This is a genomic window from Pseudomonas sp. FW300-N1A1 (assembly GCF_058789115.1).
The window spans coordinates 60,763-72,515 of record NZ_JBYTBK010000002.1; the positions used below are offsets into that span (position 1 = coordinate 60,763).

Annotated in this window: 11 protein-coding genes; 6 read left to right on the forward strand and 5 right to left on the reverse strand. The window is 61.6% G+C overall.

Annotated features, from left to right (window positions below):
* Positions 1-286 precede the first annotated feature (286 nt).
* Positions 287-691 carry an acyl-CoA thioesterase gene (locus tag AC3WQN_RS02585; protein ID WP_095146287.1) on the forward strand — a complete coding sequence of 135 codons (405 nt, stop codon included), beginning with the start codon at positions 287-289 and terminating at the stop codon, positions 689-691.
* A gap of 73 nt (positions 692-764) precedes the next feature.
* A complete protein-coding gene (locus AC3WQN_RS02590) occupies positions 765-1,664 on the forward strand; it encodes a D-hexose-6-phosphate mutarotase (RefSeq protein WP_095146325.1) in 900 nt (299 codons plus the stop codon).
* Positions 1,665-1,930: 266 nt separating this feature from the next.
* Here AC3WQN_RS02590 and AC3WQN_RS02595 read toward each other — a convergent pair whose 3' ends face one another.
* From AC3WQN_RS02595 to AC3WQN_RS02615, 5 genes are all read right to left on the reverse strand, one after another.
* On the reverse strand, positions 1,931-2,467 hold the full coding sequence (locus tag AC3WQN_RS02595; protein WP_103398546.1) for a DUF3299 domain-containing protein: 537 nt from the start codon (positions 2,465-2,467) through the stop codon (positions 1,931-1,933).
* 86 nt (positions 2,468-2,553) lie between these two features.
* Positions 2,554-2,799, reverse strand: coding sequence for a GlsB/YeaQ/YmgE family stress response membrane protein (locus AC3WQN_RS02600; RefSeq protein ID WP_103398547.1), 246 nt, complete (start codon positions 2,797-2,799; stop codon positions 2,554-2,556).
* A gap of 104 nt (positions 2,800-2,903) precedes the next feature.
* Complete coding sequence (locus tag AC3WQN_RS02605; RefSeq protein WP_103398548.1) at positions 2,904-3,989, reverse strand: 5-(carboxyamino)imidazole ribonucleotide synthase; 1,086 nt, start codon at positions 3,987-3,989, stop codon at positions 2,904-2,906.
* An 11-nt stretch (positions 3,990-4,000) separates the two neighbouring features.
* A complete protein-coding gene (gene purE, locus AC3WQN_RS02610) occupies positions 4,001-4,492 on the reverse strand; it encodes a 5-(carboxyamino)imidazole ribonucleotide mutase (protein ID WP_095081226.1) in 492 nt (163 codons plus the stop codon).
* Positions 4,493-4,876: 384 nt separating this feature from the next.
* On the reverse strand, positions 4,877-5,794 hold the full coding sequence (locus AC3WQN_RS02615; RefSeq protein ID WP_103398549.1) for a LysR substrate-binding domain-containing protein: 918 nt from the start codon (positions 5,792-5,794) through the stop codon (positions 4,877-4,879).
* Positions 5,795-5,974: 180 nt separating this feature from the next.
* Between AC3WQN_RS02615 and aspA the strand changes: the two genes are divergently transcribed.
* From aspA to AC3WQN_RS02635, 4 genes are all read left to right on the forward strand, one after another.
* Positions 5,975-7,399 (forward strand): aspartate ammonia-lyase, encoded by a 1,425-nt coding sequence (aspA, locus tag AC3WQN_RS02620; RefSeq protein ID WP_103398550.1) that lies wholly within the window; start codon positions 5,975-5,977, stop codon positions 7,397-7,399.
* A 441-nt stretch (positions 7,400-7,840) separates the two neighbouring features.
* A complete protein-coding gene (locus AC3WQN_RS02625; RefSeq protein WP_103398551.1) occupies positions 7,841-9,301 on the forward strand; it encodes an alanine/glycine:cation symporter family protein in 1,461 nt (486 codons plus the stop codon).
* A gap of 98 nt (positions 9,302-9,399) precedes the next feature.
* The gene (locus AC3WQN_RS02630; protein ID WP_103398552.1) at positions 9,400-10,404 is read left to right on the forward strand and encodes an asparaginase; all 1,005 of its coding nucleotides are present in this window, start codon (positions 9,400-9,402) and stop codon (positions 10,402-10,404) included.
* Positions 10,405-10,740: 336 nt separating this feature from the next.
* A complete protein-coding gene (locus tag AC3WQN_RS02635; RefSeq protein ID WP_103398553.1) occupies positions 10,741-11,739 on the forward strand; it encodes an AraC family transcriptional regulator in 999 nt (332 codons plus the stop codon).
* Positions 11,740-11,753: the final 14 nt, after the last annotated feature.

The following is an 11,753-nucleotide window of genomic DNA, read 5'->3' on the forward strand; positions in this document are numbered from 1 at the left end:
ATTGTTCGAAAAAGCACATGGAAGCGCGTATTTGACAGTCAAAATGAGAACCGGACGGTCGTCGCGCGGTCTACCGCTCGATATACTCGCAGTCTGTAATACCTCGGAAGGGGTTGCTGTGCGAAGACGCTGCTGGCTCTACCAGCCGATTTCGCAGAGTTTCCCCCTAGTTCGCCTTATGGAAAACGTGACGAACGTAGTATGTTCGGGGCTGAATCGTTTTTCCTGGAGACGGCTATTCACCTGAAGTACCAACGAAGAGTCACGGGTCAGAGGCACCCCCGGCATGATAGAACTCGAACAAGAAGATCCGATTCCGCAAGGCGACCTGGCCCTGCAAATCACCGCACTTCCTCGTGAAACCAACGGCTTTGGCGATATTTTCGGCGGCTGGCTGGTATCACAGATGGACCTGGCCGGCACGGCAATGGCCAGCAAAGTGGCCGGTGGTCGCGTGGCCACGGTCGCGATTGATCGCATGGCCTTCCTGGTCCCTGTCGCCGTGGGCGCTCAGCTATCCTTTTATACTCAGGCACTGGACATCGGTCGCAGCTCGATTCAGATGATGGTCGAGGTCTGGAGCGACGATCCGTTGTCCAGCGAGTGGCGCAAAGTAACGGAAGCGGTGTTTGTGTTCGTCGCCATTGATGGCAGCGGCCGTACCCGTTCGGTTCCGCCCAGGGCTCGTTGAACCTGGGAAGCGTTAAACCCGGCAGCCGTTTTGCGGTCCATTGCCGTCATTGATCCTGAACGAGATGTGCATCATGCCTACGCCCAATGTTGAAACGGTGAAACTGGACGATCTGAATTGCTGGCGCATTCGCCACGGTCAGGCCGAATTACTGGTGGCACAGCAAGGCGCGCACATCCTTAGCTATCAACTGGCCGGGCAACCGCCACTGATCTGGCTCAATGACGAGGCCGTGTTCAAGACTGGCAAAAGCATCCGGGCCGGCGTGCCGGTGTGCTGGCCGTGGTTTGGCAATCTGGACCGCAACCCGCCCAGCGTGCAGGCGATGCGCGTGAGCGAGCAACCTGCTACGGCCCACGGGCTGGTGCGGGCGATGGACTGGGAGCTGGGCGCCATAGAAGCCGAAGGCGAAGCCCTGAACGTCGAATTCCTCCTGCCCTGCCCCGAAGGCGGCTTGCCGGGCTGGCCCCACCAGGTTGATTTGACGCTGAGCATTCGTCTGGATGAACAGTTGCACATCAACCTGACCAGTCTCAATCGCGGCGCCGACCAAGTGAGCATCAGCCAGGCGCTGCACAGCTACTTCGCGGTCAGCGATGTGCGCAACGTGCACGTCGAAGGGCTGGACGGGCTGAGCTACATCGAAACCCTGGATAACTGGAACACTGTCACTCAATCCGGCGACCTGCATTTTACCGGCGAGACTGACCGTATCTACCTCGATACCCCGCCGACGCTGAGCATCGTCGACCCCGCTTGGGAGCGGCGCATCGAGCTGACCAGCAACGGTTCGCGCTCGGCGGTGATCTGGAACCCGTGGACCGAGCGCGCGGCGGCATTCAGCGACATGGCGGATGATGGCTGGCAGCGCATGCTGTGCATCGAGACCGCCAATGTGATGGATGACATCGTGACCCTGGCACCGGGAGCGAGTCATACCCTGGGCGTGAGCATCGGCAGCCAGCCGCTCTGACAGCGCAACAGCCATGTGGGAGCACGCCATGTGATCAAGACGGTATCTCCCACACTGCGTGCGCATACACTCATGTCGCTGAATCAGGCGTGAACGCTGTCCCGTGGTGAGCGAGCTTGCTCGCGCTGGGGTGCGAAGAGCCCCCAACACGACTATTTCAAGCTTTCAGCTAAACCCCTGGACCGGTTTTTGGGCTGCTGTGCAGCCCAGCGCGAGCAAGCTCGCTCGCCACAGGGCACGTGTTCGGCATCCCCACATCTGCATGCCTACAGATCCGCTTCCTGCACCACCCGCACCTGCGCCGCATCCAGCGCATAGGCCGCATCGGCCAGGTCGTTGCTGACCGTCTCGATCTTCAGCGTCCCTGTCACCCACAACGGCGTGTAGATGTCGTCCAGCTTCAACCCCTTGGGATAGCGCACCAGCACCAGCTGATTGGGGGGTGGTGGCGGTACATGGATGCAGGCGCCCGGGTACGGCACCAGGAAGAACAGCGTGCTGCGGCCCTTGCCATCGGTTTCCAGCGGCACGGGATAACCGCCGAGACGAATGTGCTTGTCGTTCATCGAGGCCACGGTTTTGCTTGAATACATCACCGCCGGCAGGCCGTTGCTTTGCTTCAGGCCTCCCTTGTCGGTAAAGGTGCCAGTGGCTTCAGGGGAGTCGTGGTCGATCTCGGGCATGGCTTCGAGAGCCTTCTGGTCCGACTTGGGCATCAGCTCAAGCCAGTCGGTTTCTGGCAGTTCGCCAGCGTGGGCAAGGCCTGTGCCCAGCAATACAAGAGTCAGCAGAAGACGGCGCATGAAGGTGCTCGGTAAGAAGGGACGGTCAATCGCCGAGCATTCTAGCCCGCTCCGCCTGCGCGGCAGAGAGGGCTTTGTCGCTTGAATCAGTTCTTTTTCACCAGGCCGTAGATCACCAGCAACACCACCGCGCCCACCAGGGCACCGATAAAGCCTGCGCCTTGACCCGCCTGGTAGATGCCGAGCGCCTGACCGCCATAGGTAGCCGCCAGAGAGCCACCGATACCGAGCAGGATGGTCATGATCCAGCCCATGTTGTCGTCACCCGGTTTCAGGAAACGAGCCAGCAGGCCCACGATCAATCCGATGAAGATGGTTCCGATAATTCCCATGGCGCTTCCCTCTGAATGAAATGGATTGCTCAAAGCCTAGCCAGACTTTGGCATCCTGCCATCAGAGGGTGGTGGTCACCGAAGGTTCCCACCGGGCCTGTGGATTATTGCTCGGCGATGAGCGCTTCGACCTTGAGGATCTGCCGCTCCAGCGTGGCCTTGTCGGCACAGCGCAAGTTGGCGTGACCGACCTTGCGGCCGACCTTGAACGCCTTGCCATAGTGGTGCAGATGGCAATCGCTGATGGCGACGACCTGCTCAACCGGCGGCACCACACCGATGAAGTTGAGCATGGCGCTCTCGCCCACCTTGGCAGTCGAACCCAACGGCAGGCCGGCAACGGCGCGCAGGTGGTTTTCGAACTGGCTGCACTCGGCGCCTTCGGTGGTCCAGTGTCCGGAGTTGTGGACACGCGGGGCGATTTCGTTGGCCTTGAGGCCACCGTCGACTTCAAAGAACTCGAACGCCATCACGCCCACGTACTCCAGCTGCTTGAGCACGCGGCTGGAGTAATCTTCGGCCAGGGCTTGCAACGGGTGGTCAGTGCTGGCCACGGACAGCTTGAGAATGCCGCTGTCGTGGGTGTTGTGCACCAGAGGGTAGAACTTCGTCTCGCCATCGCGAGCGCGCACGGCAATCAGCGACACTTCACCGGTGAAGGGCACGAAGCCTTCCAGCAAGCAGGCGACACTGCCCAGCTCGGCGAAGGTGCCCACAACGTCTTCTGCGCTGCGTAGAACCTTCTGGCCCTTGCCGTCGTAACCCAGGGTACGGGTTTTCAGCACGGCCGGCAGACCGATGGAGGCAACGGCTTCGTCCAGGTCGGCTTGCGACTGGATGTCGGCGAAGGCCGGGGTCGGAATGCCCAGGTCCTTGAACATGCTCTTCTCGAACCAGCGATCGCGAGCGATGCGCAGCGCTTCGGCGCTCGGGTACACCGGGACGAACTGCGACAGAAAGGCCACGGTTTCAGCCGGGACGCTTTCGAATTCGAAGGTCACCAGGTCGACTTCGTCCGCCAGTTGACGCAGGTGATCCTGATCGCCGTAATCGGCCCGCAGGTGTTCACCCAGCGCCGCTGCGCAGGCATCCGGCGCGGGGTCCAGGAAAGCGAAGTTCATGCCCAGCGGAGTCCCCGCCAAAGCCAGCATGCGACCTAACTGGCCGCCACCGATTACACCGATCTTCATCGTCAACAACCTCAGGCGATGCGTGGGTCTGGATTGTCCAGAACGCTGTCTGTCTGTTCAGCACGGAAGGTCTTGAGCACCGCGTGGAACTGCGGATGCTTGGCACCCAGGATACTCGCCGACAGCAGGGCGGCGTTGATCGCGCCGGCCTTGCCGATGGCCAGGGTGGCAACCGGAATGCCCGCAGGCATCTGCACGATAGAGAGCAGCGAATCGACACCCGAGAGCATCGACGACTGCACCGGAACGCCCAGTACCGGCAGGTGGGTCTTGGCCGCACACATGCCTGGCAGGTGGGCCGCGCCACCGGCACCGGCGATGATCACCTCGATGCCACGCGACTCGGCCTCTTCGGCGTACTGGAACAGCAGGTCCGGGGTGCGGTGGGCCGAGACCACTTTCACCTCGTAAGGGATGCCGAGCTTTTCCAGCATATCGGCGGTGTGGCTAAGGGTGGACCAATCGGACTTGGAGCCCATGATCACGCCAACCAGTGCACTCATCGTCGCGCCTCTTCTCTCTGGGCGCCCGCAGGCGCGTCAAAAAACAACAAGCCACGCAGAATGCGTGGCTTGATTGTACGAATTATGGCCAGACAAGCCGGCCGAAGGCCGCGCAGTATACCGTAATACCGCAGATAAACAGCCCCCTGCGCGACCATCTGTCATACGGCTCCAAGTGCCGGTTTTATTGACTTCAAGGTCAGTAGAAATACTCTCCAATTGCGCAGCAGATCTCCGTGGCGAGGGAGCTTGCTCCCGCTCGGCCGCGCAGCGGTCGTCAATTCAATACAGGCGGTGTGTCAGGTGGAATTGATTCGCCGGTTTCGGGACGGCTACACCGTCCAGCGGGAGCAAGCTCCCTCGCCACAAAGGGTCGCGTAATACTCATGTACTTGGGGTGCCCTGCGCGGCGCCACCTTCCAACTTGCGCCACAACAACCGCACATTGGCCTTGCGCACCAGTGCACAGCGATACAGGCGGATCTCCAGCGGCACATGCCACTGCGGTCCGCCACAGACCACCAGCTCACCGCGCGCCAGTTCAGCCCGCGCACTCAGTTGTGGCACCCATGCGATCCCCAGCCCTTCCAGCGCCATGCTCTTCAGGCTGTCGGCCATCGCCGTCTCATAGACAGTGGTGAAGCGCAGGGCGCGCTGGCGCAGCAGCATGTTCACCGAGCGCCCCAGAAAGGCGCCGGCGCTGTAGGCCAGCAAGGGCACGCTGGCCTCGCCTTCGAGGTCAAACAGCGGCTTGCCGTCGGCATCGGCTGCGCACACCGGGAGCATTTCGGTATGGCCCAGGTGCAGCGACGGGAAAATCTCCGGGTCCATTTGCAGGGCGGCATCCGGGTCATAGAACGCCAGCATCAGGTCGCATCCGCCTTCGCGCAGCGCATGCACGGCGTCGCCCACGTTGGTGGCGACCAATCGCGTGGCGATGTTCAGGCCTTCGTTGCGCAGTTGCGCGATCCAGCGTGGAAAAAAGCCCAAGGCCAGCGAGTGGGCGGCCGCAACTTGCATCACCTCCCCTTGCCCGCCTTCCAGGTGATGCAGGTGGCGCAACACTTCGCCCAGCTGTTCGACCACCGTGCGTGCCGTTACCAGGAACAGTTGCCCGGCGGCCGTGAGTTCGATGGGCGTGCGTGAACGGTTGACCAGCGTCAGCCCCAACGCAGCCTCGAGGCTACGGATCCGCCGGCTGAAGGCCGGCTGGGTCACGAAGCGCCGTTCGGCGGCCTGCGAGAAACTACGGGTGGCGGCCAGGGCACTAAAGTCCTCAAGCCATTTGCTTTCCAGATTCATCACGTCCTCCCGGACACGCACCAATTTAGGTCACACGTTCGTCGCGCACACGGCGTCACATGGGCATTATGCCGAATATGCATAGGCCAGTGCTTAACAGCATTGGCCCAAAATTCTCCACAAGCCTAGCATTCACAGCGTTCCGGCACAGACCGGGTCCATATCGAGATGATTTCTATCATGTCCTCCGCTGCATCTTTCCGCACAGAAAAAGACCTGCTTGGCGTACTCGACGTACCAGCTCAAGCGTATTACGGCATCCAGACCCTGCGAGCGGTGAATAACTTCCGTCTCTCCGGCGTTCCGATTTCGCATTACCCGAAGCTGGTAGTGGGCCTGGCGATGGTCAAGCAGGCTGCTGCCGACGCCAACCGTGAGCTGGGTCACCTCAGCGAAGCCAAGCACGCAGCCATCAGCGAAGCTTGTGCCCGTCTGATCCGCGGCGATTTCCACGAAGAGTTCGTGGTGGACATGATTCAAGGCGGCGCTGGCACTTCAACCAACATGAATGCCAACGAAGTTATCGCCAACATCGCGCTGGAGGCCATGGGTCACCAGAAAGGCGAATACCAGTACCTGCACCCGAACAACGACGTAAACATGGCGCAGTCGACCAACGACGCCTACCCGACGGCCATCCGCCTGGGTCTGCTGTTGGGTCACGACGCCCTGCTCGCCAGCCTCGACAGCCTGATCCAGTCGTTCGCGGCCAAAGGTGAAGAGTTCAACCACGTCCTGAAGATGGGCCGTACCCAGCTGCAAGACGCCGTACCGATGACCCTTGGCCAGGAATTCCGCGCCTTCGCCACTACTCTGGGCGAAGACCTGGCACGCCTGAAGACCCTGGCTCCGGAGCTGCTGACCGAAGTCAACCTGGGCGGCACCGCGATCGGCACCGGCATCAACGCCGACCCGCGTTACCAGCACCTGGCCGTTGAGCGCCTGGCACTGATCAGCGGTCAACCGCTGGTTCCGGCTGCCGACCTGATCGAAGCCACTTCCGACATGGGCGCCTTCGTACTGTTCTCCGGCATGCTCAAGCGCACTGCGGTCAAGCTGTCGAAGATCTGCAACGACTTGCGCCTGCTGTCCAGCGGCCCACGTACCGGCATCAATGAAATCAACCTGCCAGCGCGTCAGCCAGGCAGCTCGATCATGCCAGGCAAGGTCAACCCGGTTATTCCGGAAGCCGTTAACCAGGTGGCCTTCCAGATCATCGGTAACGACCTGGCCCTGACCATCGCGGCCGAAGGCGGCCAGCTGCAACTGAACGTGATGGAACCGTTGATCGCCTTCAAGATCTTCGACTCGATCCGCCTGCTGCAACGCGCCATGGACATGCTGCGCGAGCACTGCATCGTCGGCATCACCGCCAACGAAGCCCGCTGCCGCGAACTGGTCGAGCACTCGATCGGCCTGGTCACTGCGCTGAACCCGTACATCGGCTATGAAAACGCCACCCGCATCGCCCGTATCGCCCTTGAAAGCGGCCGCGGCGTGCTGGAACTGGTACGCGAAGAAGGCTTGCTCGACGAAGAAATGCTCGCCGACATCCTGCGTCCGGAAAACATGATTGCCCCGCGTCTGGTGCCTTTGAAGGCCTGACGCCCGCTCTTTCAACGAAGAGCCACCGCTCACCAGGTCGAGGGACTAGACACCTCTCACCTTTTGAGGGCCTGGAGATCATTCTCCAGGCCCTTTTTTTTGGGTTTTTTGCAACGACACAGGCGCTGTGGGAGCGAGTTCGCCCGCTCCGACAAGAGCCTGGCCCCGAAAAGGTCAGGTGCTTCAAAGGACTCGTTTCGGCACCCGCACCACAACAGTGCAGACGAGCGGCGTCCCGATAGGTATAGTGCCGCCCCTCTTCGCATGAGCGGTCGTCGGTAGCGAGACCCCAACCCATGCGAAACCCGAACTAATAACAAACCCGCGAAAGGAAACCGGGACGACCTCCGCCTCGCCTATTGTGCTGCGCGCAAATAGGTGTAACGCGATGTGTCTGACTGGCCGGTATTCGCCTACACAAAAAACAGCGAGGAATACTCCATGCTTGAAGTCATTAACGACTTCCTCTCAGGGAAAGTACTGATTGTGCTCATTGTCGGGCTCGGTAGCTACTTCACGATCCGCTCGCGCTTCGTTCAATTTCGCCACTTCTTCCACATGTTCACGGTGTTCCGCGACAGCCTCAAGAGCAGCACCGATCAACTCAGCTCCTTCCAGGCCCTGATGCTCAGCCTCGCCGGGCGAGTGGGTGCGGGCAACATTGCCGGGGTCGGCATCGCCGTGACCCTCGGTGGCCCGGGCGCCGTATTCTGGATGTGGGTGACCGCGCTGGTCGGCATGTCCAGCAGCTTCTTCGAGTGCTCCCTCGGCCAGCTCTACAAGCGCTGCGATTCCGAAGGCCTGTACCGTGGCGGCCCGTCCTATTACATCCAGCACGGCCTGCAGAAACGCTGGCTGGGCATGATCATGGCGTTCCTGCTGCTGATCACCTTCGGCTTCGCCTTCAACGGCCTGCAAGCCCACGCCGTGACCCACTCACTGAACAATGCCTTCGGCCTGGACACCACCTACACCGGTATCGGCCTAGCGGTGTTGCTGGGGCTGGTATTCATCGGCGGCATCAAGCGCATCGCGGGCATCGCTGACCTGCTGGTCCCGGTCAAGACCCTGGCCTACATCGCCGTGACCATCTACGTGATCGTGCTGCAATTCGACCAGGTGCCGGGCATGCTGATGACCATCGTCAAAAGCGCCTTCGGCCTGGACCAGGCCTTCGGTGGCCTGATCGGCAGTGCCATCATCATGGGCGTGAAACGCGGCGTGTTCGCCAACGAAGCCGGCCTTGGCAGTGCGCCGAACGTGGCCGCCGTGGCACAGGTCGAGCACCCGGTTGCACAGGGCGTGGTCCAGGCGTTCAGCGTGTTCCTCGACACCTTCGTGATCTGCACCTGCACCGCGTTGCTGATTCTGCTCTCGGGCTTCTACACCCCGGGCTTCGAAGGTGACGGCATTGCCCTGACCCAGAACTCCCTGGCTGCCGTGGTCGGCGAGTGGGGCCGGATGTTCATCTCGGTGGCACTGGCGTTGTTCGTATTCACCTCGATCCTCTACAACTACTACCTGGGCGAGAGCAACCTGCGCTTCCTGATCGGCGACAACCGCAAGGCGCTGATTGGCTACCGCGCCCTGGTACTGGTGCTGATCTTCTGGGGTGCCATCGAGAACCTCGGCACGGTGTTTGCCTTCGCCGACATCACCATGACGATGCTGGCGTTCGTCAACCTGATCGCGCTGTTCCTGCTGTTCAACATCGGCATGCGCATCCTGCGTGACTACGATGACCAGCGTGCAGCCGGCATCAAGACCCCGGTGTTCGATTCCAGCAAATTCCCGGACCTGGACCTGGACCGCAAAGCCTGGCCGGCCAACCCGCCAGCCGCCGCTAATACTCAGGCCAAGGCTCAAGCTGAACCGCAAGGCGACACCGCAGCGCAACGCTGATCGGTATAAAACCGGGCGCATCCCCTGCGCCCGACGTGACACGGCTTGCAGTCAGCGTCATGCTCGACTGCAAGCCGTCATCGTTTCGGAGAACCTCCATGAATTCCTCGACCTACCCTGCCGCCCAGCACGTCATGGTGCTCTACACCGGCGGCACCATCGGCATGCAATCCAGCGCCCATGGCCTGGCCCCGGCATCCGGTTTCGAAGCGCGGATGCGCGACTACCTGCACAGCCAACCTGAACTGGTGGTGCCACAGTGGCGCTTTCGCGAGATGTCGCCGCTGATCGACAGCGCCAACATGACCCCGGCCTATTGGCAGCAACTGCGCGAGGCGGTGGTGGAGGCGGTGGATGTCCAGGGCTGTGACAGCGTGCTGATCCTGCATGGCACCGATACCTTGGCCTACAGCTCGGCGGCCATGAGTTTCCAGCTCCTGGGCCTGCACGCCCGCGTGGTGTTTACCGGCTCGATGCTGCCGGCCGGCGTGACCGACAGCGATGCCTGGGAAAACCTCAGTGGTGCGCTGGTTGCGTTGGGCCAGGGCCTGGCACCAGGCGTGCATCTGTATTTCCACGGCGAGCTGCTGGCGCCGACCCGTTGCGCGAAAGTGCGCAGTTTCGGCCGGCATCCGTTCAAACACCTGGAGCGTCAGGGTGGTGGTGTGAAAGCATCTTCAATACCCGCGCAACTGAATCACAACCAACCCAGGCAACTGGCGAACGTCGCGGTACTGCCGCTTTTTCCCGGAATCGGCGCCGAGATACTCGATGGCCTGATCGACAGCGGCATTCAAGGCCTGGTGCTGGAGTGCTACGGCAGTGGCACCGGTCCCAGCGACAACCCCGCCTTCCTGGCGAGCCTGGCACGGGCACGGGACAGGGGCATTGTGGTGGTGGCGGTTACGCAATGCCATGAAGGGGGCGTCGAGCTGGACGTGTACGAAGCAGGCAGTCGGCTGCGGGGCGTCGGAGTGCTTTCGGGCGGCGGCATGACCCGTGAGGCCGCGTTCGGCAAGCTGCACGCGCTGCTGGGTGCGGGCCTTGAAACGGCTGAAGTGCGGCGGTTGGTGGAACTCGACCTCTGCGGCGAACTGGGCTGACGTTCAAACCTGAGACAAAAACCGGAGGGAACAGGCTTGCCCGCCAAGACCCGGCCGCGCTTGCACTCATGCCGTTCAATCAAGCGTGAACCCGGCCCGTGGCGAGCGAGCTTGCTCGCGCTGGGGTGCGAAGCGCCCCCAACATGACTATTGCAGGTTTTCAGATAAAACCCGGTGACCGGTTTTGCGACTGCTGCGCAGTCCAGCGCGAGCAAGCTCGCTCGCCACAGGGTATGTGTCAGGCATCCGCCCTGTGATCAAAACAGCTCCCCCCACAAGATCGTCGTTAGGCACACAACTTGCTCTTGTTCCAACACCCCAAGGCTGGAACCGCCCATGCTCCACTCCCACCTCACCACCCTCAACGCTGTCTCGCTGGTGCTCAATGTCTTCAAGGCCGAAGGCTTGTCGAGTGACGCACTGCTGGCCGGCAGCGGTATCAATACCGCGGACTTGAGCCGGGCGGACACACGCATCACCACCCACCAGGAAATGCAGGTTTGCGCCAATGCCGTCGCCCTCAAGCACGATATCGGCCTGGAATTGGGCAGACGGATGCACGTATCGTCCTACGGCATGCTCGGCTATGCCCTGCTCACCAGTGCCACCTTCGGTGACGCTTTGCGTCTGGCGATGCGGTATCCGGCGCTGTTGGGAACACTTTACGAACTCCGCCTGGAAGAGGACGGCGAGCAAGTCTGGTTTGTGGCCGCCGATTACCGGGAGAACCCGGCACTGGCCGTGTTCAATGCCGAGTTCTGCCTGGTGTCGCTGAGGGTTATCTGCGATGACTTGCTCGGCCATTCCCTGCCCCTGCTCGCCGCCCGGCTTGAGCATGTGGCGCCGGATTACCGCGACCGGTACGCCGAACACTTCGCTTGCCCACTGCACTTCGAGGCCAAGGACAACGCCTTCGCCTTTGACCGACGCTGGCTCGATCAACCGCTGCCATTGGCCGATGTCATCACCCATCAGGCCATGGCCGAACGCTGCCGCAAGCAGAACATCGAGTTCACCGGACGTCAGGCGTGGCTGGGACGGATTCGTCAATTGCTCAGTGCACAGCTGAATGCGGCCCCGGGGCTGGACGGACTGGCGCAGCAGATGAACTGTTCGCCGCGCACCCTGCGCCGGCACCTCAAAGACCTGGGTTGCAGCTATCAGGAGTTGCTCGACGAACTACGCTTCGAACAAGCCAAGCAAATGCTCTGCGAGGACCAACTACCGATCTACCGCATTGCCGAAGCACTGGGCTTCAGCGAGACCGCAAGCTTTCGCCATGCCTTTGTACGCTGGAGCGGTGTGGCGCCGAGCCAGTTCAGGCCACACGGATAACCCTGTGGAAGCGG

Coding starts and splice junctions, on each gene's coding strand:
- AC3WQN_RS02585 (WP_095146287.1), top strand. CDS start 287: ATGATAGAACTCGAACAAGAAGATCCGATTCCGCAAGGCGACCTGGCC.
- AC3WQN_RS02590 (WP_095146325.1), top strand. CDS start 765: ATGCCTACGCCCAATGTTGAAACGGTGAAACTGGACGATCTGAATTGC.
- AC3WQN_RS02595 (WP_103398546.1), bottom strand. CDS start 2,467: ATGCGCCGTCTTCTGCTGACTCTTGTATTGCTGGGCACAGGCCTTGCC.
- AC3WQN_RS02600 (WP_103398547.1), bottom strand. CDS start 2,799: ATGGGAATTATCGGAACCATCTTCATCGGATTGATCGTGGGCCTGCTG.
- AC3WQN_RS02605 (WP_103398548.1), bottom strand. CDS start 3,989: ATGAAGATCGGTGTAATCGGTGGCGGCCAGTTAGGTCGCATGCTGGCT.
- purE (WP_095081226.1), bottom strand. CDS start 4,492: ATGAGTGCACTGGTTGGCGTGATCATGGGCTCCAAGTCCGATTGGTCC.
- AC3WQN_RS02615 (WP_103398549.1), bottom strand. CDS start 5,794: ATGAATCTGGAAAGCAAATGGCTTGAGGACTTTAGTGCCCTGGCCGCC.
- aspA (WP_103398550.1), top strand. CDS start 5,975: ATGTCCTCCGCTGCATCTTTCCGCACAGAAAAAGACCTGCTTGGCGTA.
- AC3WQN_RS02625 (WP_103398551.1), top strand. CDS start 7,841: ATGCTTGAAGTCATTAACGACTTCCTCTCAGGGAAAGTACTGATTGTG.
- AC3WQN_RS02630 (WP_103398552.1), top strand. CDS start 9,400: ATGAATTCCTCGACCTACCCTGCCGCCCAGCACGTCATGGTGCTCTAC.
- AC3WQN_RS02635 (WP_103398553.1), top strand. CDS start 10,741: ATGCTCCACTCCCACCTCACCACCCTCAACGCTGTCTCGCTGGTGCTC.